Source organism: Aliiroseovarius marinus (assembly GCF_050881025.1).
GTDB lineage: Bacteria > Pseudomonadota > Alphaproteobacteria > Rhodobacterales > Rhodobacteraceae > Aliiroseovarius > Aliiroseovarius marinus_A.
Genome location: NZ_JBNNXQ010000003.1, coordinates 47,869 through 67,458, shown reverse-complemented (window position 1 = coordinate 67,458; position 19,590 = coordinate 47,869). Strand labels below are relative to the sequence as shown.

Below are 19,590 nucleotides of genomic sequence, written 5' to 3'. Positions count from 1 at the left end.
GAGACCCCGATGAGCACCGTTCTGGACAAGATCAAAGCCTATAAGCTGGAGCATGTGGCCGCCTGCAAAACCGCCCGGCCGCTGGCAGATGTCGAAGCCGCCGCCCGCGCAGCCAGCCCCACGCGGGGGTTTGCGAAGGCGCTGATGCGCGATGCAGAAGCGGGCTATGGGCTGATTGCCGAGATCAAGAAAGCCAGCCCGTCCAAGGGTTTGATCCGCGAAGATTTCAACCCGCCCGAACTGGCCCGCGCCTATGAGGCCGGCGGTGCCTCCTGCCTGTCTGTTCTGACCGACACGCCCTCGTTTCAGGGGGCTGACGAATTTCTTGTGGAGGCCCGCAACGCCGTGTCCCTGCCCGCGCTGCGCAAGGATTTCATGTATGACACCTATCAGGTGGCTGAGGCGCGCGCGCTGGGTGCCGACTGCATCCTGATCATCATGGCCTCGGTCGAAGACACCCAGGCGCAAGAGCTTGAAGATGCAGCTTTTTCCTGGGGCATGGATGTGCTGGTCGAGGTGCATGACGAAGACGAACTGGAACGCGCGCAGGTGCTGAAATCCCCACTTCTGGGGGTGAACAACCGCAATCTGAAGACGTTCGAGACCTCTCTCGACACCACGAAACGCCTGTCAAAACTGGCAGGCGAAGACCGTCATCTGGTCTGCGAAAGCGGGCTTTTCACCCCTGCTGATCTGGCAGATATGGCGGGCCACGGCGCGCGGTCTTTCCTGATCGGGGAAAGCCTGATGCGCCAAGAGGATGTCGAGGCCGCCACCCGCGCGATCCTGGCCGATCCGGTGTCGGCATGAGCGACAAAAGCCCCCTCACCCATTTCGACGCCGATGGACAGGCGCATATGGTCGACGTGTCGGACAAAGCGGTGACGAACCGCGTGGCGCTGGCCGAAGGTTTCGTGCTCATGACGCCCGAGACGCTGGCGCTGGTCACCTCCGGTTCCGCCAAGAAAGGCGATGTGTTGGGCGTCGCACGGCTGGCAGGCATCATGGGGGCGAAACGCACTTCGGACCTGATCCCACTGTGCCATCCGCTGCCGATCACCAAGGTTGCGCTGGAACTGACCCCCGCCCCCGATCTGCCGGGCCTGCGCATCACCGCAACCGTCAAGACCGGCGGGCAAACCGGGGTCGAGATGGAGGCGCTGACCGCCGTGTCTGTCGCCTGCCTGACCGTCTATGACATGCTCAAGGCTGCCGAGAAGGGCATGGCGATCACCGGCATCCGCCTGTTGCGCAAAGAAGGTGGGAAATCAGGGGTTTACGAGGCAGAAAAATGATCACGGTGACCGAGGCCCTGGACGCCATCTTTGACCTTCTGGCCCCTCTGGGCACCGAAGATGTGGCGCTGACCGAAGCCGCTGGCCGCACCCTGGCCGGTCCCGTAACCGCCACCCGCCTGCAACCGCCCTTTGCCGCCTCGGCGATGGATGGCTATGCGTTGAAGGGCGTCGAGGCCGACCCCGAGGCCATGTTCCGCGTGATCGGTGAAAGTGCCGCCGGGCACGGGTTTCAGGGGCGCGTTGGTCCCGGCGAATGCGTGCGCATCTTCACCGGCGCGCCGATGCCCGAAGGCACCGACCGCGTGATCATTCAGGAAGATGTGGACCGTAAGGGCAAGCTGATCACATTGGCGCGCAAGCTGGACAAGGGGCCGCATGTGCGCCCCGCCGGAGCCGACTTCGCCCCCGGTGACACGATCCCCGCGCCCCGCGTGTTGACGCCCGCCGATCTGGCGCTGGCGGCTGCGATGAACGCCCCGAAACTGACCGTGACCCGCAAGCCCGTCGTCGCGCTTTTGGCCACGGGCGACGAGCTGGTCATGCCCGGCGAGATCCCCGGCCCGGATCAGATCATCGCCTCGAACGGGTTTGGCCTGAAGGCGCTGGTCGAGGCCCATGGCGGTCACGCCCGCCTCTTGCCCATTGCGCGCGACAATCTGGACAGCCTGCGCACGGCCTTCGAACTGGCCGCGGATGCGGATCTGATCGTGACGATTGGCGGTGCCTCTGTGGGCGATCATGATCTTGTGGGCCATGCTGCCGCCGAACTGGGCATGGAGCAAAGCTTTTACAAGGTTCTGATGCGTCCCGGAAAACCCCTGATGGCGGGGCGTCTGGGCAATACCGCGATGATTGGCCTGCCGGGTAATCCCGTGTCTTCAATGGTTTGCGGCCATGTGTTCCTTGTGCCCGCTTTGCGAAAGATGCTGGGGCTGGGCGCAGCCCCTGCCCCACGCCTGACCGCACGGCTTACCGCCCCCGTGCGCGCCAACGGCCCGCGCGAACACTATATGCGCGCCCGGGTTGAGAGCGGAGAGATCACCATTTTCGACCAGCAAGACAGCGCGCTTCTGAGCGTTCTGTCGCAGGCCAACGCGCTGGCGGTGCGGCCACCTTCTGACCCAGAGCGCCCTGCTGGCGAGGTTCTGGACTACCTGCCGATTTAACACGCCGCAAACGCATCGACCCGATCACCTGCCCCAATCCTTGACACAAAAAGGGAACATGGGTAGAACATCTCTTGAACGCCCCGACACGAGGGCATTGGGCCGGGTGGGTCTGAAACCACGCCCCGCCCCCATCGAGAGGACGGAGGATCGCGGCCATGTTGACCCGCAAGCAGTTGGAACTTCTTGAGTTTATTCACAAGCGCATTCAGCGTGACGGCGTACCGCCATCGTTTGACGAGATGAAAGAGGCGCTGGATCTGCGCTCGAAGTCCGGTATCCACCGGTTGATCACGGCGCTGGAAGAGCGCGGCTTCATTCGCCGCCTGGCCCACCGCGCCCGTGCCATCGAGATCGTGAAACTGCCAGAGCCAATGGAAAACGCCGGTCGCGCCGGGTTTGAGCCCCGCGTGGTCGACGGCGGTCGCCCCGACAGCACGCCGGCAAGTGCCGTATCTCTGGACGCGCTGGGTATCAGCGACCTGCCCCTGCTGGGTCGTATCGCGGCAGGTGTGCCGATCGAGGCGATCACCGATGGCGCGCAACACGTGTCTGTTCCCGACAATATGCTGGGCTCTGGCGGAAAGCACTATGCGCTTGAAGTCAAAGGGGATTCAATGATCGACGCCGGCATCAACAATGGTGATGTCGTGGTCATTCGAGAAACAAATTCCGCCCAGAACGGCGATATCGTGGTGGCGCAGGTTGATGGGTATGAAGCCACGCTGAAGCGGTTTCGCAAAACCGATGGCATGATCGCGCTGGAAGCCGCCAACCCCGCCTATGAAACCCGCCTTCTGCCCGAAGGTCAGGTGAAAGTTCAGGGCAAGCTGGTCGGCCTGATCCGTACTTACTGAACACACTCATCTCAGAAAACGACAAAAGCCCGGATGGAAATCCGGGCTTTTTTAGAAAGTTTCGGTTTCAACCTGAGACAGGGCTTTTTAAAGCGTTTCCGCACTATGTTGAGGCAGCATGATCTGGAAACGCTTTAGCCCAGACCCGACAATTTGGATTGCAACTCGGCCAGTTGCTTTTTGATCTTCTCCAACTCGTCGCTGTTGCCTTCATCACTTGCCGCGTCGTCCGCAGCGTCATCCGCCGAGGTCGTCGTAGCCGAAAACCCACCCATCATGGCTTTCATGAAAGCCTCCTGTTGGGCTTGCATGGCCTCGAACCCCGGCATTTGCGCCATCGGGTTGCCCATGGTGCCCAGGTTTTCCATCATCTTCGACTGGCCATCACGCAGCATCTCGAAGCTGGCGGCCAGAAACTGTGGCACCACACTTTGCGCCTGCGTCGTGTAAGAGCGAACCAGATCGGTCAACACATCCACGGGCAGCACATTTTCGCCCCGGCTTTCATGTTCTGCGATGATTTGCAGCAGATATTGCCGCGTCAGATCATCCCCGGATTTCAGGTCAATGATCTGAACCTCACGCCCATCGCGAATGAAGCCCGCGATATCGTCCAAGGTGACGTAGTCCGACGTTTCGGTGTTATATAGCCGACGGCTTGCGTACCGTTTGATCAGCAATGCGTCTTTGTCTTGCGCCATGTTACCTCCCCGCAGCGATGACCGCTGCTGCACTGCAAAAGCCTATCAACACAGCGCCCAAAGGCAAGCCCTTTGATCAAATGGGCCCATTTGCCCCACAACGAAAAAGGGCGCGCCCATGGCACGCCCTTTCGGAACTGGTCGGGGGGAGGAGGCTCCGACCCTTATCCGTTTACTTCGCGGTTGCTTTTTTGGCAGCCTTCGACACTTCGTCGGTGGCTTTTTTAACAGCAGCCTGAGCTTCTTCGCCCATTTCCTTGCCGGCAGCCATCATCAGCTCAACGGTTTCGGCCTGAACTTTTTTGGCGACTTCAGCGAAGGCAGCCATGTTTTCAGCAGCCAGCTCTGCCTGAGCCGAAGCGAAATCGGTCATGGCTTTCGAATAGTCAGCAGCTTCGTCTTTGGCCGAAGCAACTTCGCCAACTTTGGCGATGGTTTCTTTGGTCCATTTGGTCGAGATTTCGGCCGATTTGTCAGCAGCCTGCAGGGCCACTTTCGACAGTTTCTCACCCAGGGCAGCCTGGTTTTTGAAAGCGTCCTGAGCGATCGACATATCAACCGGGAAGTTGGCCATCATGTCCTGGAACATCTTGGTGTAATCTTGGGTCTTGGTCATGGTCTTTCTCCATATTGCGGCACCAAAGGGAGGAGGCGGCACCTATTTCTGCGTCTGCAAACAATATGGATGCTGCAGCGCAGCAAATCAAGCTTTTTCTGCACTGCAGCATGTAACACTTTTAAGTTGTGTGTTTTCAGGGTTTTGATCAGGGCTTTGGCTTGGCCACTACATAGGTCCCCGGGGCCGGTGCCAGAAGCGCGCGTCCCGAATCACCGGGCATACGCGCGTCGACTTTCTTGCCGGATTTCTTGGCAAGCCACTGATCCCAGCGCCCCCACCACGACCCTTCATGATAGGTCGCCCCGGATTGCCAATCCTTGGCAGCCGCTGGCCAGTCCTCGTTTGTATAATGGCCATATTTCTTCTTCGATGGCGGGTTCACGATCCCCGCGATATGACCGCTTTCCGACAGGATGAAGGTCTTGTCTTTGCCCGACATCTGCCGCATGCCCAGATAGGACGACTTCCACGCCGCAATGTGATCGGTCTCACAGGCAATGGCGCAGATCGGGGTTTCCACATCCGACAATGACAGGGTTTCGCCGAAAAGCTCAAAGCCTCCATCGGCAAATTCATTGCCCACACACAACCCGCGCAGATATTGCACGGTCATCTTCGCGGGAAGGTTCGTGCTGTCGCCATTCCAGTACAGAAGATCGAATGCAGGCGGCGTTTTGCCCAGCATATAGCTGTTGATCGCAGGGCCATAGATCAGGTCATTGGGGCGCAGATAAGAGAAGGTGCGCGACATGAAGAAACTGTCCAGATAGCCCGCGGCAGTCACCTCTTCTTCAATCCCGTCAACGAAATCATCGTCAAGGAACACGCCCACCTCGCCCTGATCAGAGAAATCCGTCAGCGTGGTGAAGAAGGTGGCCGAATTGATCGAGCTGTCACCGCGTTTCTTCATCAGCGCCAGCGTCAGAGACAACGTGGTGCCGGCGATGCAATAGCCAACCACATTCACCTTCTTCTGTCCGGTAATCTCTTTCGCCTCGTTGATCGCGGCCATGTAGCCTTCTTCAACATATTCCTCCAACCCGACATCCGCGTAATCCGCGCCGGGGTTCACCCAGCTGACCACGAAAAGCGTATAGCCCTGATCGACGATCCATTTGATCAGGCTGTTTTGTTCCTTCAGGTCCATGATGTAGAATTTGTTGATCCAGGGCGGGAAGATGATCAACGGGCGCGCGTGCACCTTTTCGGTGGTGGGCGTGTATTGGATCAACTCGATCATGCGATTGCGAAAGACCACGTGACCGGGCGTGGTGGCGATGTTGCCGCCGACCTCAAACGCGCTTTCATCCACCAGCTTGACCAGAAGCTCGCCGTCATTGGCCTCCAGATCAGCCACGAGGTTTTGCAACCCATTGACCAGCGACTGCCCGTTCGTCTCGATCGCGCGCTCCATCGCGTCGGGATTGGTCCCAAGGAAGTTTGTCGGGCTCATCATGTCGATGATCTGATGAGTGAAGAACTCCATGCGCTTGCGGTCGTCTTCCTCAAGCCCCGAAACCCCGTTCAGCGCCTCTTCCATCGCATCAGAGCTGATCATGTATTGCTGCTTGAGGTAGTTGAAATACGGGTGCGTTTCCCACAGCGGGTTCGAAAACCGTCGATCCTTGGGGCTGTGATCCTCGGGCGCTTTGAACTCGCCCGACAAAAGCGCAGACTGCGCCTCGACCGCATGTTCCAGCGTTTTGCCCCAAAAGGCCGCTTGCTGTTCGATCATCTTGGCGGGGTCCGCCATGTAGTCAGCCCAGAGGGTCGAGGCCGCCTTCATGTAAAACTCCTGCCCCGGCCCCTGCAGGCTTGGGCGCACCGGTTTGCGATGTGCCATGATCTCGGCCAGCCGGGCAGATAATGCTTCAATCCGTGCGAGATTTTCGTTCAACTCGCTCAACTCCTGACCCTCGTTCCCGTGACGTTCCTTATGATCAGTTGTCATGAAGCAATTTCCCCCCTATTCTGTTTGCACTTGCAGCATTGCAAAAGCCGCATATGTTAATCACTATGCGAGTGACCAGCCTGAAAAGCAAAGGCTAAATAAGGGGAACGCGAATGCGCTACATGGCGACCTACGACCTGATGGAGACCATCCGCAACACGAATCAATGGCTCGGCGCGACCGCCGCCGCGATGGGTTCCTACCCCGCAACGGCCCTGATGCCGACGCCATTTTTCCAAATGATGGCCGCATGGGGCGAAGTGACCGAACGCAGCTTTCACCGCATGATCGTGAAGCCCGATTGGGGCATCACCAGTGTCGTCGCGGAAGATGGGCGTGACCATATCGTTCAGATCGAAAAGCTGGTGGAACGCCCTTTTGGGGACCTGATCCAGTTCAAGGTGCTGGGCCGCCCGGAAAAAGAGCGCCGCGTGCTGCTGGTCGCCCCGATGTCGGGCCACTATGCGACCTTGCTGCATTCCACCGTCGCAAGCCTTTTGCCCGACGCAGAAGTCTATATCACCGACTGGCATAATGCGCGCGACATCCCGGTCAGCGAAGGCAAGTTCGACGTCGAGGACTATACGCTCTATCTTGTTGATTTCATGCGACATCTTGGCCCGGACATCAACGTGATTGCAGTGTGCCAACCCGCGCCGCTGACACTTGCCGCCACCGCCTACCTGGCCGAGATCGACCCCGAGGCCCAGCCCCAGACGCTGACCCTGATCGGTGGCCCGATCAACCCCGATGCCGCTGCGACTGACGTCACCGATTTTGGCCGTCGCGTGACCATGGGCCAGCTGGAAGAAATGGCCATTCAGCGGGTGGGTTTCAAATATGATGGCGCGGGTCGCATGGTCTATCCGGGCCTGTTGCAGCTTGCCGGTTTCATGTCGATGAATTCCGAAACGCACTCCAAGGCCTTCGCCGATCAGATCATGCGCGTGGCCAAGGGCGACGCATCGGATCACGACAAACACAACCGCTTCTACGATGAATATCTTGCGGTGATGGATATGACCGCCGAGTTTTATCTGTCCACCGTCGAACGCATCTTCAAAAACGGCGAGATCGCCAAGAATGAATTTGTGGTGGACGGGCACAGAATCGATATCGGCGCGATCACCGATGTGGCGGTGAAAACCGTCGAAGGCACCAAAGATGACATCACGGCGCCCGGCCAATGTATCGCGGCGCTGGACATGCTGACCGGTCTCTCTGATGACAAAAAAGCCAGCCATGTCGAAGAGGGCGCAGGCCACTACGGCATTTTCGCGGGCAAAAGCTGGCGCAGCAATATTCGTCCGCTGGTTCTGGAGTTTATCGATCAGAACGCCGGTCGCCACGCCGCACAGGCTGCCAAGAAAAAAGCCGCGAAAAAGAAAGCACCGGTGGAAGTGAAAGCCAAAAAAGCCGGCTGATCATCGCTGAAAACTCAAACCAGAACGCGCCTTTCGGGGCGCGTTTTGTCGTTTCAGCGCAGCTCCAGCGGCATATCCATCCAGGCGCGCAGCCCGACATTCACCTGCTCGGGCACTTCAAGCGGCGGCAGATGACCAGCATCGGGCAGGATCACAAGCTCGGCGCCGGGGATCAAAGCCGCCATGGTTTCATGCCGTTTGGGCGGGGTCAGACCATCCTGCCCGCCACACAGGACCATGGTGGGTACTTTCAGCTTCTGAAGCGCGCGTTGCGCATCCGGGCGGCGTTGCAGCGCGCGTGACTGGCGGATGAAACACTCGGCCCCCAACCCCTGCGCCATCGCGTGAACCAGTGCCATGATGTTGGAACGGCGCTCGCCCTGCGCCAGATGCTCGGCGGAAAACGCCTCGGCCATGGCTTCGTCCAGCCGACCGGCACTGGCGCGCACGATCTGCGGTTCGCGCCACGACGCTTGCGCGGGCGTATCGGGCAGCGGCGTCGTTGAGATCAGCGCCAAACGGTTCACCCGGTCGGGTGCACGCCGGGCCATCTCCATCGCGACGATGCCGCCCAGGCTGAGGCCCGCAAGGGCAAACCGCGCAGGCAGGTCATCAAGCAGGATCGAGGCCATTTCGCGCACGGTCTCCCCGCGCGTGGGCGCCGCGACGATCACGGTATGGTCGCGCGATAAATCATTGATTTGCGGTTCAAAAACCCGCGCGTCGCACATCATTCCAGGGATCAGAACCAACGGCTCACGCATCACAGCTCACCTCATTTCGCCTCAGGTGGGAGTGTGGACGTGATGCGCCGGTGGCGCAAGTTATAACCCGCGCGCCCAGCTTAGAATTCGCGCAACCATCGGCGCGGTGCCTGCAGGGCTGACAATATCGCCCGCCAACACGTGGCCCATCGGGTCAAGCTCTGGCGTCAGTTCAACCACGTGCCGGGTAACCTCACCGCCCCAGCCACCTGCAACTTTTTCGGTCGCATCGGCATCCACAACCGCATCCTCAGGCGCATATATAAACAGCGCTGGCGTGTCCACGATCCCATAGCGCGACTGAGCTGCCACTTTCACCATCGCCGCCATCGGCATCAATGCGGTGACCGGATAGCTTTCCGTCCAGTACCGGGCCTGTGCGTCATTGAGCGGCGTGAATCCACGCGTTTTCCCGGCCACAAGTGGCAACCAGTACCGTGCGGCGGGAAAGGTCAAAAGCGGGGCTTTTGCATCGTTGATCCCGAAATTCGGAGAGACAAATGTCACCCCCTTGAGTGCACGCGATGCGGCCATATCAAAGGCCCCCAGCGCTGCAATCGCGCCGCCGGTTGAAGTGGCAATCACCAAGACCTCGTCGCCGATCGCGCGGCCCACGGCCATGGCTTCGGCATAATCCACCATCCAGTCGTTCTCAGTTGGGCCCGCCATTGCCGTGGCCGACCGCCCATGTCCGGCAAGCCGCGCGAAATAGAGGTTCGCGCCAAGCCCCTTTGCCACAAGGTCCGGCACCGGGCGAAGTTCTTCAGCACTGGCAGAAAACCCGTGCAGATAGACCACCGAAAGCGGCGTCTTCTCCCCCGGCTGTCCTGCCCATTGAATGCGTTTCTCTGCCCCCGGAACAATGTCGTCAAAGACCCCTTCGCGCTGTTCCAGATAGGCGGCGGGATCGGCGCCGATGGCGCTGTCGTCAAAGCGCACCGCAAGGTCGACCGGCTCGTAGGGACCGATGACAAACACAGCCGCCAGCAGCGCCGAGACCGCCATCGCCCCGCGCAGAACGCTCTTTCTCATGATGCGGCCCGCGACAGCACAACCTTCACCATCTTTTGGATCGTGCGCAGGCATTCGTCATCCGAGAACCGGTGATCCGCGCCCTTCACAAGGGTCAGGCGGATGTCTTCGCCCTCGGCATGCTCCAGCAGTTTCACGGCTTGCGCCGTCGGCACGGCCTCGTCCTCGGTCCCTTGCAGGAAACGCACGGGCATATCCAACTTAAGGGGGGACCGCAGAACGAAGTTCTCGCGCCCATCCTCGATCAGGCGTTTGGTGATGATGTAATCCTCGTCGTAATCCGACGGGATCGACAGGAAGCCTTCTCGCTCCAACTCGGCCTTCTGATCATCCGAAAAGCCTGCCCAGTATCCGTCCTCGGTAAAATCCGGTGCGGCGGCGATGGTCACCAGCCCCATCACACGATTGGGGCGCGCGCGCGCCAGCAAAAGCGACTGCCAACCACCCATGGAACTGCCCACGGCCAGAACCGGCCCGTCGATCAGCTTGTCCACAACCTCAAGCGTGTCTTCGTGCCAATCGCCAATACAGCCGTCGCGGAACTCGCCCGAGCTGACGCCGTGCCCCGAATAGTCAAAGCGCAGAAAGGCGCGGCCCTGTTCTTTCGCCCAAGCCTCAAGCGCGACGGCCTTGGTGCCTTCCATGTCCGATTTCAAACCGGACAGAAACAGAATGGTCGGCCCAGTATACCCCTCGGCCCCGTCTGTTTTCACATAGGCAATGCGGCGGCCCTGCGCCGTGTCAAGATATGCGGTCACCCCGGTCTCCTTCTTAGTCAATACTATAGGCCAGAACACGCGAGATTTCGGTGAAGCTGCGCCCGCTTTCGTCCTGCCACGTGTTGAACGCGGCCTGCACAGCCGCCTTGGCCGCTTTCGAGGTCGGCGCCTTGTCGATGACGCCTTCAGCGACCAGCCGAGCCACCACATCGCGGGTCATCATGAACCCGTCGCGCCCCATCATCCGCATCGCATAAGCACCCGTGTTCCCACCCAGACGAGCACCGTTGGATTTGAGCCAATCCAGCAGTCCGAAATAGTCCTCCTGCGGCCAGTCCCCGATTTTGCGCCCAAAACTGCCTGCCTCTGCCGAGACCGCCTGAATAAACACGGCGTTTTCCTGAATTGCGCGGATTTTTGGGGCGCTGCGGATGACACGCGTGTCGGTCAGAAGCTCATCAAACCAGTCATCGGACATCAATGCGCAGCGGCCAATATCAAAGCCGTGGAACGCTTCTTCGATACCGTCCCACTTGTTCACGATCACCTGCCACGCCAGCCCGGCCTGAAAAATCCCTTTGGCAAAACAGGCCAGCCACGCGCTGTCCTCCAATGCGGCCAATTCGTCGGTGGATTTCGGTTCGGCAATTTCTCCCAAAACCGCTTCAAACGAGCCTTTTCGTTCGACCGCCATCATCAGAATGTCGTCAAATCTGCGCATCTCATCCTCCTGCCCCGCATCTTGCCCCCACCCCTTTCGAATGCAAGCGGGTTTTTCCCAACACCGCCGTTGACTTCGCCCCCCGCGCAGGCGAAAACCCCCGCACACATAACCCGCAACCGGGCGTTCCGTGGGCGCCAAAACGACGAGGAGAAGGCCAATGAGCCAGATTTCCCTTACTTTCCCCGATGGCAATGCACGTGACTACGATGCAGGGATCACCCCTGCCGAGGTCGCTGCCGGCATCTCCAATTCGCTGGCCAAAAAGGCCATCTCTGCCACCGTGAACGGCGCCCATTGGGACCTGCAATGGCCGATCGAAAACGACGCCGAGATTGCTATCCACACGATGAAGGATGCGGAACCCGCGCTGGAGCTGATCCGGCACGACTTCGCCCACGTCATGGCGCGCGCCGTTCAGGAAATCTGGCCAGACGTCAAAGTTACCATCGGCCCGGTTATTGAGAACGGCTGGTATTACGACTTCGACCGCGAAGAGCCCTTCACGCCCGAAGATCTGGGCGCGATTGAAGCCAAGATGAAAGAAATCATCAACAAGCGCGACCCGGTCACCACCGAGATTTGGGAGCGCGAGCGCGCAGTGAAATTCTATGAGGCCAATGGCGAGCCTTATAAGATCGAGCTGATCGAGGCCATTCCGGGCAATGAACCCCTGCGCATGTATTGGCATGGCCACTGGCAGGATCTCTGCCGTGGTCCGCACCTGCAGCACACCGGCCAGCTGCCTGCCGACGCGTTCAAACTGATGTCGGTTGCCGGGGCCTATTGGCGCGGCGACAGCGACCGCGCGATGCTTCAGCGTATCTATGGTGTGGCGTTCCAGAACAAAGAGGGCCTCAAGAAACACCTGCATATGCTGGAAGAGGCTGCCAAGCGCGACCACCGCAAGCTGGGCCGCGAGATGAACCTCTTCCACATGCAGGAAGAGGCCCCCGGTCAGGTGTTCTGGCACCCCAACGGCTGGACCATCTACACCGAACTGCAGGACTATATGCGCCGCCAGCAACGCCGCGGCGGCTATGTCGAGGTGAACACGCCGCAGGTCGTGGACCGCAAACTGTGGGAAGCTTCGGGCCACTGGGACAAGTACCAGGAAAACATGTTCATCGTCGAAGTGGACGAAGACCACGCCCGCGAAAAGGCGGTGAATGCGCTCAAGCCCATGAACTGCCCCTGCCACGTGCAGGTCTATAATCAAGGCATGAAAAGCTACCGTGATCTGCCGCTGCGCATGGCCGAATTTGGCTCTTGCGCGCGCTATGAACCCTCGGGGGCGCTGCATGGCATCATGCGGGTGCGCGGCTTTACGCAGGATGATGGCCACATCTTCTGCACCGAAGATCAGATCACCGAGGAAACGGCGACCTTCATCGACTTCCTGTCGCGCATCTATGCCGATCTGGGCTTCCATGACTGGACGATCAAACTGTCCACCCGGCCTGAAAAGCGTATCGGGTCGGATGAAAGCTGGGACCGGGTTGAGAAAGCCCTGGGTGATGCCTGTAACGCGGCCGGTCACGAATATGAGCTTTTGGAAGGCGAAGGCGCGTTTTACGGCCCGAAGCTGGAGTTCACACTGACCGACGCCATTGGCCGTGACTGGCAATGTGGCACGCTTCAGGTGGACCCCAACCTGCCCGAACGTCTGGACGCCACCTTTGTCGGCGAAGACGGTGCCAAGCACCGCCCGGTCATGTTGCACCGCGCCACGCTGGGATCGTTTGAGCGTTTCATCGGCATCCTGATCGAAGAACACGCGGGCAAACTGCCCTTCTGGCTGGCCCCGCGTCAGGTGGTTGTGGCCTCGATCGTGTCGGATGCGGATGACTACGTGCACCAGGTGGTCGATGCGCTGAAAGCCAAGGGCATCCGCGCCGAGGCCGACATCCGTAATGAGAAGATCAATTACAAGGTCCGCGAACACTCGGTCGGCAAAGTGCCGGTGATCCTGGCTTGCGGTATGAAAGAAGTCGAAGAGGGCACCGTGTCGATGCGCCGTCTGGGCGAGAAGCACTCGAAAGTGTTGCCGCTGGACGAGGTGGCCACAAGCCTTGCCACCGAGGCAACGCCGCCCGATTTGGCCTAAGCGCCCTTCTCAAGATGTGAAAACGCCCCCGCGCCCTTGGCCGGGGGCGTTTTTCATGCCTGCAGAGGCCTTCGCAGTGTTACAATCGCTCACGCCGCAGGTGATCCTGCCCGCGCTGCAGCGCAGAATACTGTAACATAACGGTTTTCCAGCCTCTGCTCTCTGAAATCTCTTGCAGCATTTCCTCGCGCCCACGTGATCCCGGAGGGCCGCGCCGTGATGGTTAACCCAAGGTAACCCCTGTAAATACAGCCCCGCGCGCCAAAAAAGGTGGGCGCCGCAGATCACGCCCGCGTGATCCGAGCTCACGCGCGCCTGACAGGCCCGTGATCCACGTTTTCGTGAGTGGAGACAGCCCGAACCGCCGCCTAAGTTTTCCTTACCGCTTCAAGGCGGATCGAATTACAAACCCGAAAGGAAACTCGATGTCGAAGAAAACTGTAGCCATCCTGGGCGCCGTCACTGCCGCTGTTGCTGCCAACGCTGCCCCGGCTTTTGCTGAAGACAATGAAAAGTGCTTTGGCGTGTCGCTTGCCGGTCAGAACGATTGCGCCGCCGGCCCCGGCACCACCTGCGCCGGTTCGTCGACCGTCGACTATCAGGGCAACGCATGGAAACTGGTTCCGGCTGGTTCGTGCGAAACCATGGAAATCACCGACGCTGACGGCAAGATGCACAAAGGTTCGCTGACCGCGACCGAAATGAACCTGCCCGCAAGCTGATCCTCGCCTTCCCCGCGCCCCCAAAGCTGCGGGGAACGCATCCCCGGTCCGCCCGGCCCCAACCGGGCGGACCCTCTTTGCCCATCAGAAGGACCTTGATATGCCTGAGCTGCACCATCACAACACGCTGCCCGCCGGTGCGGGTGTCGGCTATAAGCCTCAGCATTTCCAGTCCCTTCTTGACCAGCCCGGCGCGGTAAGCTGGTTGGAAATCCACGCCGAAAACTACATGATCGACGGCGGACGTCAGCTTGCCCAGCTGCGCCATCTGGCCGAACACTTCCCAATCTCGGTTCACGGGGTTGGCGCCTCGATCGGGGGCGAGGGCCGTCTGGACCCTGAACATATGGCGCGGCTGAAAACCCTTGTGGACTGGCTGAACCCTGCGATGTTTTCCGAGCATCTGGCCTGGTCGACCCATGACAGCGCCTTTCTGAATGACCTTCTGCCCGTGCCCTATACCAACGAGACCCTGACGCGCGTTGTGGCCCATATCAACGAAGCGCAGGACCTGCTTGGCCGCAAAATGCTGCTGGAAAACCCGTCTTCCTATCTGGCCTTTGCTGAAAGCACATGGTCCGAACCCGATTTCATCCGCGAGGTTGCCCGTCGCACGGGCTGCGGGCTGCTATTGGATGTGAACAATGTCTTCATTTCAGCCACCAATCTGGCATTTGAGGCGCTTGAATATCTTGACGCCTACCCGCTGGCGCTGGTCGAAGAAATTCATCTGGCGGGCCATGATGAAGACGCGGATGAGCTGGGGCGCAAACTGCTGATCGACAGCCATGGCAAGCCGGTGGATGAACCCGTCTGGGCGCTGTTTGACCACGTGATCAGCCGCACCGGCCCACGACCGGCGTTGATCGAATGGGACAATGATGTGCCGGATTGGCCCGTGCTGGAAGCCGAGGCCGCCCGCGCCACCGAACAGATGAAACGCGCTGCCCAAAAGGTGCCCGCATGAATACACTGGCCCCCACCCGCAAGGACGCAACCGTCAGCCAGACCCAGTTTCGCACCGCCCTTCTGGACGCGCGCATAGACGTGCCGCAAGGCCTTGTGAACCCCGATGGGGTGCAGGCGAGCAAGCGGTTTTCAGTCTATCGCAACAACGTGGCCCACAGCTTGTCCGAGGCGATGCTGACCGGCTTTCCCGTCTTGACCAAACTGCTGGGCGAGGATTTTTTTCGTGAAATGGCAAAGGTTTATCTGCGCATTCACCCGCCCAGCTCGCCTTTGATGATGCATTACGGCGCGGCCCTTCCCGGCTTTCTGGAAAGCTTCCCGGGCACGCTCCACCTGAAATACCTGCCCGACGTCGCACGTTTGGAACTGGCTTTGCGCCGGGCCTATCATGCGGGTGATGCGCCTTTGATGGATCCCACGGATCTGACCGCGTTGGACCAGCATGCACTGATGGAGGCCCGTCTGATCCTGGCACCTGCCTGCGAGGTTCTGCGTGCCAAATGGCCGGCCAAGTCGATCTGGGATTTCAACATGAAAGACGGTCCCAACCCGACCGCCGGTCCCGAGGACATCCTGATTTCCCGCATAGGCTTTGACCCGGTTGCCGAAGTCCTGCCAGAAGGCGGTGCGCGTTTCGTGAGTGCTCTGCTTAAGGGGCGCAGCTTCGGGACGTCTTTGGGATTGGCCACGGCAGAATGCCCGGATTTCGACCTGTCCCAAACCCTAAGCCGGATGATCGCGGCGCAGGCCATTGTCGGCATCGACCACGGCTCAGATAGATAAGAACAAAAGGAAGGACACGCGATGCGCGCCTTGGCACAACTTCACAACCGATTGGCCGATCTGGTCACGCGGAGCTCTCCGGCCCTGCTGCCGACACTGGCACGGTTCACCTTTGCGGCAACCTTGCTTGGCTATTTCTGGGCCTCGGCCCTGACCAAAACAGGGGACGGCCTGTTTGGGGTCTTCTCTCCGTCGCTGGGCGCCTACGCCCAGATTTTCCCCAAAGCGATGGAGGCCGCGGGCTATAACGTCAGCGAATTGGGCCTGTTTCACTGGACGGTTGTGGTCTCGGGCACGCTGGCAGAGTTCATCTTGCCGCTTCTGGTGGTCATAGGCCTCTTCACCCGTCTGGCCGCGCTTGGCATGATCGGTTTTGTCGTGGTGCAAAGCCTGACCGATCTTTATGGACATGGCGGTATTGCCCACCCAGAAACTCTGGGCGCATGGTTTGACCGTATTCCGGACAGCCTGATCCTGGATCAACGTTTGTTCTGGATGGTGGTTCTGGTCACGCTGGTTGTGAAGGGCGCAGGGCCGCTTTCACTAGACAGGGTTCTGAAGCTGAAATAATCCCCAAATTGAACCGCCCGCGCCATAGACAGCGCGGGCGGTTTTTGATTTTGCGCTTGGTATTTAAAACCGCGTCGGGCCAATCAGCCCAGATCTTCCGGCAATACCAGGTTCAGCACAATCGACAGGAATGCTGCAGGCAATAGGCCCGACGTCAGCAATATCTGCCAGGTTCTGCCCATGTGCTGAAGCGCCTCTGGCACCAGTTGAAGCCCAAGCCCCATCGACAGTGACACGGCCAGGATAACCATGTTGCGGCGGTTCCAGGTGACCTCGGACAGCATGTTCAGACCAGCCGCAGCCACCATGCCAAACATCACGATCACCCCGCCACCCAACACGTTGATGGGCACGGTCGATACGATGGCGCCAATGCGCGGCACAAGCCCGCACAGCACCAAGAACAGCGCGCCAATGGTGACCACATGGCGGCTCATCATGCCGGTCATGCTGATCAAGCCCACATTCTGGCTGAACGAGGTGTTGGGCAAACCGCCGAAAATCCCCGCCACGGCTGTGCCCAGACCATCTGCGTAAGTGGCACCGGAAATCTCTTTGTCTGTGGCCTCGCGCCCGGCACCACCCTTGGTGATCCCCGATACGTCACCCACGGTTTCAATCGCCGAGATCACCGCCATGAAACACATGCCAATGATAATCGCCGCGTTGAATTCCATGCCCCATTTGAACGGCATCGGCAGGGCAAACCAGCCAGCCTTACCCACATTGCCGAAATTCACCTGCCCCATCATCAGTGCGACCAGATAACCCGCGACAAGCCCGATCAACACGGCCGCAACGGACATAAAGCCCTTGGTGAAAAACTTGATGGCCAAAGTGACGATGATCACCACCAATGCCGGTGTCCACATGGCCAGACTGCCAAAGCCGGGCTTGCCCATAAGCGGCACGCCCCCGGCAGCATACTGAATGCCCACTTTGATCAGCGCCAAGCCAATCATCAGCACAATAAGCCCCGTGACCAGCGGCGGCAGCGCAAAACGAATACGCCCGATCACCATCCCCAGAAGGAAATGGAACACGCCGCCAATCATGATCCCGGTCATCAACCCGGCCAACCCGGCCGTGCCCTGCCCGGCCACCGCCGGGATCATCACCGGCAGAAAGGCAAAGCTTGTGCCCTGCACAATCGGCAGACGCGCGCCCACGGGCCCCATGCCCATGGTTTGAAACAACGTGGCAATGCCCGCAAACAGCATCGACATCTGGATCATGTAGATCATCACTGGAAAATCGGGCGAATTCGAGCCAAATCCAAACCCGGCGGCACCGGCGACAATAATCGCCGGCGTCACGTTCGAGGCAAACATCGCCAGAATATGTTGAATGCCCAACGGCACGGCCTGTCCAAGAGGCGGCATATGGTTGGGGTCACGCAGGGCCTCTGCGTTGCTGATATCTGTCATCTCACTTCCCTGTTCACATGGGGCATTGCCAGAGGCCTTGCCCGTTTCAATGCGCGGGTTCACCGCGTCTTTTGTGAATGTGAGACTGACCGCGATCCGTTTTTATTGCAAATTCTGGTCACGCAGGTGCAGCAAACACCGCGCCGCGGGGCAGCAAAAAACGCCTGCGGATGTGCTCCACAGGCGCTTGATTTTCCATAGTTTTGCGGTCGACCTAAAGCGTTTCGAGATTAACTTGAGACACAAGTTGATTTCGAAACGCCCACAACATTGGTAGGGTCCGCGCGTTTCGTCTCATTGTTGTGCCGCAACAATAAGTCGAAACGCTTTAGTGCGGGTCGGGCTTGGTCGCCACCAATGCCAGAATGCCACCCAGCCCGGCCAGGGCGATTGGGAACATGGTGAAGACACCGTAGCCAAAGGCAAAATACATCCCGGCAGCCGAGGCCAGCATCAACCCGCCCCCAATCTGCGCGACAGAGCGTGCCATCGCCCCACCGGCCAGCGCCAGTAGCGGCGCGACCAATGCAAACACACGGACCCGGCCGGGGTTGTCCACCTGCTCAGCCAAATCTGGAAGCTCGCCGAACCGGTCGATCACTTCCGTGTACCCATATCCAAAAAACCCGACGATCATGCCCAAAACACCTGCAATCACACCAAGAACCAAAGCGGCATTGCGCATCGTTTTCCTCCTGCTCTTTCACCCCAGATAAGGGGTCAGGCGTGGTTCTCCAACCATTTCGCTTGCGTTTTTGCATCCCAACCCAAGGTCAATTGGCCATCCGCCTCGATCACCGGACGCTTCATCAGGGTCGGATGCGCCGCCAAAAGCTGAACCGGATCGCCCGCCCGCTCCGCATCGGACAACCCGCGCCATGTGGTCGAACGCTTGTTCACCAGCGCCTCACCGAACGCCGCAAAGAACCGCTCCAGATCACCCCCGTGCACGCCATCTGCGCGCACATCCACGTAATCGATCCCATGTCCGGCCGCCTCCAGCGCCTTCACCGCCTTGCGGCAGGTATCACAGTTTTTCAAACCCCAAACACGCATGCGCCACTCCGTCATAACCCTGTCACACGGCCCTTTCATGGTGCCGCCAGCGCCGTTTATGACCCCAAATTGCGCGAAACGAAAGGATGCAGAGACCCGCCGGATTTTCCCTCTCCCAAGGTTTTTCTTGCAATCTGTCGCCCCAGCCCCCATGTGGACGGGGTAAGACAGAACTATCTACCGCCTCCTTTCATGCAGTCGGACGATACCTGATTGCGTACGAAGGCCCGCACACTGCAGGGCTAAATATAGGAGAAGCGGATATGTCCGATAAACAAACCGGCACCGTAAAATGGTTCAACACCACCAAAGGCTACGGCTTCATCGCACCCGATAACGGCGGCAAAGACGTGTTTGTACACATCTCGGCTGTTGAGCGTTCGGGCCTGACCGGTCTGGCTGACAACACCAAAGTGACCTACGACCTGCAAGAAGGTCGCGACGGTCGCCAGTCGGCAGTTGAGATCGAAGTTCAGGGCTGATGAGACGCAAATCCTGATACGATCATAAGTGTATTCACCGGCCATTCGAGGCAGCGATTGCCCGCAATCGCGTTCGAAGGAGAGGAGAATGCCGCTGATCGGATTTGCTTTGTCCTTTCAGGATTTCGAAACCCCGCGGAGTGAAAGCTCGGCGGGGTTTTTCTTTGGGGGAGTGCATCATCTGCTGAGGGCGGCGCCTGACCTCGGTTGAGAGCAGAGCGC

The 19,590-nt window shown here is 59.5% G+C and carries 22 protein-coding genes; 12 read left to right on the top strand and 10 right to left on the bottom strand.

Translation table 11 applies throughout. The annotated features are described in order from the left end of the window. The first annotated feature begins 9 nt into the window (after positions 1 to 9). The 4 genes from trpC to lexA all read left to right on the top strand — a co-directional run bounded on the left by trpC (position 10) and on the right by lexA (position 3,321). A complete protein-coding gene (trpC, locus tag ACRY08_RS09540) occupies positions 10 to 810 on the top strand; it encodes an indole-3-glycerol phosphate synthase TrpC (RefSeq protein WP_432449689.1) in 801 nt (266 codons plus the stop codon). After that, positions 807 to 1,295: a cyclic pyranopterin monophosphate synthase MoaC gene (moaC, locus tag ACRY08_RS09535; RefSeq protein ID WP_432449688.1), complete on the top strand. Its 489-nt coding sequence runs from the start codon at positions 807 to 809 to the stop codon at positions 1,293 to 1,295. The genes trpC and moaC overlap by 4 nt, the downstream gene beginning before the upstream one ends. Then, the gene (locus ACRY08_RS09530) at positions 1,292 to 2,464 is read left to right on the top strand and encodes a molybdopterin molybdotransferase MoeA (protein ID WP_432449687.1); all 1,173 of its coding nucleotides are present in this window, start codon (positions 1,292 to 1,294) and stop codon (positions 2,462 to 2,464) included. The genes moaC and ACRY08_RS09530 overlap by 4 nt, the downstream gene beginning before the upstream one ends. 158 nt (positions 2,465 to 2,622) lie before the next feature. Further along, the gene (gene lexA, locus ACRY08_RS09525; protein ID WP_432449686.1) at positions 2,623 to 3,321 is read left to right on the top strand and encodes a transcriptional repressor LexA; all 699 of its coding nucleotides are present in this window, start codon (positions 2,623 to 2,625) and stop codon (positions 3,319 to 3,321) included. 134 nt (positions 3,322 to 3,455) lie between these two features. Here lexA and phaR read toward each other — a convergent pair whose 3' ends face one another. The 3 genes from phaR to ACRY08_RS09510 form a co-directional block, all read right to left on the bottom strand. Continuing rightward, positions 3,456 to 4,022 carry a polyhydroxyalkanoate synthesis repressor PhaR gene (gene phaR, locus ACRY08_RS09520; RefSeq protein WP_432449685.1) on the bottom strand — a complete coding sequence of 189 codons (567 nt, stop codon included), beginning with the start codon at positions 4,020 to 4,022 and terminating at the stop codon, positions 3,456 to 3,458. A 172-nt stretch (positions 4,023 to 4,194) separates the two neighbouring features. Next, positions 4,195 to 4,638 carry a phasin, PhaP gene (locus tag ACRY08_RS09515; protein WP_432449684.1) on the bottom strand — a complete coding sequence of 148 codons (444 nt, stop codon included), beginning with the start codon at positions 4,636 to 4,638 and terminating at the stop codon, positions 4,195 to 4,197. A gap of 148 nt (positions 4,639 to 4,786) precedes the next feature. Further along, on the bottom strand, positions 4,787 to 6,592 hold the full coding sequence (locus ACRY08_RS09510) for a PHA/PHB synthase family protein (RefSeq protein ID WP_432449683.1): 1,806 nt from the start codon (positions 6,590 to 6,592) through the stop codon (positions 4,787 to 4,789). 113 nt (positions 6,593 to 6,705) lie between these two features. Between ACRY08_RS09510 and phaZ the strand changes: the two genes are divergently transcribed. After that, complete coding sequence (phaZ, locus tag ACRY08_RS09505) at positions 6,706 to 8,016, top strand: polyhydroxyalkanoate depolymerase (protein ID WP_432449682.1); 1,311 nt, start codon at positions 6,706 to 6,708, stop codon at positions 8,014 to 8,016. Between the two features lie 53 nt (positions 8,017 to 8,069). On the opposite strand, the gene ACRY08_RS09500 is transcribed toward phaZ, so the two are convergent. Genes ACRY08_RS09500 through ACRY08_RS09485 form a run of 4 tightly spaced genes read right to left on the bottom strand, consistent with a single transcriptional unit; the run spans position 8,070 to position 11,252 of the window. Beyond that, entirely contained in the window at positions 8,070 to 8,780 is a 711-nt protein-coding gene (locus tag ACRY08_RS09500) for an alpha/beta fold hydrolase (RefSeq protein ID WP_432449681.1), read from the bottom strand. Between the two features lie 60 nt (positions 8,781 to 8,840). Further along, positions 8,841 to 9,812 carry an alpha/beta hydrolase gene (locus ACRY08_RS09495; protein WP_432449680.1) on the bottom strand — a complete coding sequence of 324 codons (972 nt, stop codon included), beginning with the start codon at positions 9,810 to 9,812 and terminating at the stop codon, positions 8,841 to 8,843. Next, positions 9,809 to 10,570: an alpha/beta fold hydrolase gene (locus ACRY08_RS09490; RefSeq protein ID WP_432449679.1), complete on the bottom strand. Its 762-nt coding sequence runs from the start codon at positions 10,568 to 10,570 to the stop codon at positions 9,809 to 9,811. The genes ACRY08_RS09495 and ACRY08_RS09490 overlap by 4 nt, the downstream gene beginning before the upstream one ends. 13 nt (positions 10,571 to 10,583) lie before the next feature. Further along, the gene (locus ACRY08_RS09485) at positions 10,584 to 11,252 is read right to left on the bottom strand and encodes a DNA-3-methyladenine glycosylase I (protein ID WP_432449678.1); all 669 of its coding nucleotides are present in this window, start codon (positions 11,250 to 11,252) and stop codon (positions 10,584 to 10,586) included. Between the two features lie 160 nt (positions 11,253 to 11,412). Here ACRY08_RS09485 and thrS point away from each other — a divergent pair, with 160 nt between their 5' ends. From thrS to ACRY08_RS09460, 5 genes are all read left to right on the top strand, one after another. Continuing rightward, a complete protein-coding gene (thrS, locus tag ACRY08_RS09480) occupies positions 11,413 to 13,359 on the top strand; it encodes a threonine--tRNA ligase (RefSeq protein WP_432449677.1) in 1,947 nt (648 codons plus the stop codon). Between the two features lie 425 nt (positions 13,360 to 13,784). Further along, on the top strand, positions 13,785 to 14,081 hold the full coding sequence (locus ACRY08_RS09475) for a BufA1 family periplasmic bufferin-type metallophore (protein ID WP_432449676.1): 297 nt from the start codon (positions 13,785 to 13,787) through the stop codon (positions 14,079 to 14,081). 100 nt (positions 14,082 to 14,181) lie between these two features. Continuing rightward, positions 14,182 to 15,048 carry an MNIO family bufferin maturase gene (gene bufB, locus ACRY08_RS09470; RefSeq protein WP_432449675.1) on the top strand — a complete coding sequence of 289 codons (867 nt, stop codon included), beginning with the start codon at positions 14,182 to 14,184 and terminating at the stop codon, positions 15,046 to 15,048. Continuing rightward, positions 15,045 to 15,833: an HvfC/BufC N-terminal domain-containing protein gene (locus tag ACRY08_RS09465; RefSeq protein WP_432449674.1), complete on the top strand. Its 789-nt coding sequence runs from the start codon at positions 15,045 to 15,047 to the stop codon at positions 15,831 to 15,833. The genes bufB and ACRY08_RS09465 overlap by 4 nt, the downstream gene beginning before the upstream one ends. 21 nt (positions 15,834 to 15,854) lie before the next feature. Beyond that, complete coding sequence (locus ACRY08_RS09460) at positions 15,855 to 16,403, top strand: DoxX family protein (protein WP_432449673.1); 549 nt, start codon at positions 15,855 to 15,857, stop codon at positions 16,401 to 16,403. Between the two features lie 83 nt (positions 16,404 to 16,486). On the opposite strand, the gene ACRY08_RS09455 is transcribed toward ACRY08_RS09460, so the two are convergent. The 3 genes from ACRY08_RS09455 to ACRY08_RS09445 form a co-directional block, all read right to left on the bottom strand. Beyond that, positions 16,487 to 17,830 carry a uracil-xanthine permease family protein gene (locus ACRY08_RS09455; protein ID WP_432449672.1) on the bottom strand — a complete coding sequence of 448 codons (1,344 nt, stop codon included), beginning with the start codon at positions 17,828 to 17,830 and terminating at the stop codon, positions 16,487 to 16,489. 328 nt (positions 17,831 to 18,158) lie between these two features. Beyond that, complete coding sequence (locus ACRY08_RS09450) at positions 18,159 to 18,515, bottom strand: hypothetical protein (RefSeq protein WP_432449671.1); 357 nt, start codon at positions 18,513 to 18,515, stop codon at positions 18,159 to 18,161. Positions 18,516 to 18,550: 35 nt separating this feature from the next. Next, positions 18,551 to 18,886 carry an arsenate reductase family protein gene (locus ACRY08_RS09445; protein WP_432449670.1) on the bottom strand — a complete coding sequence of 112 codons (336 nt, stop codon included), beginning with the start codon at positions 18,884 to 18,886 and terminating at the stop codon, positions 18,551 to 18,553. Positions 18,887 to 19,149: 263 nt separating this feature from the next. Here ACRY08_RS09445 and ACRY08_RS09440 point away from each other — a divergent pair, with 263 nt between their 5' ends. Together ACRY08_RS09440 and ACRY08_RS09435 are read left to right on the top strand one after the other, a co-directional pair. Continuing rightward, positions 19,150 to 19,368, top strand: coding sequence for a cold-shock protein (locus ACRY08_RS09440; RefSeq protein ID WP_432449669.1), 219 nt, complete (start codon positions 19,150 to 19,152; stop codon positions 19,366 to 19,368). Between the two features lie 88 nt (positions 19,369 to 19,456). After that, positions 19,457 to 19,579, top strand: coding sequence for a hypothetical protein (locus tag ACRY08_RS09435; protein ID WP_432449668.1), 123 nt, complete (start codon positions 19,457 to 19,459; stop codon positions 19,577 to 19,579). Positions 19,580 to 19,590: the final 11 nt, after the last annotated feature.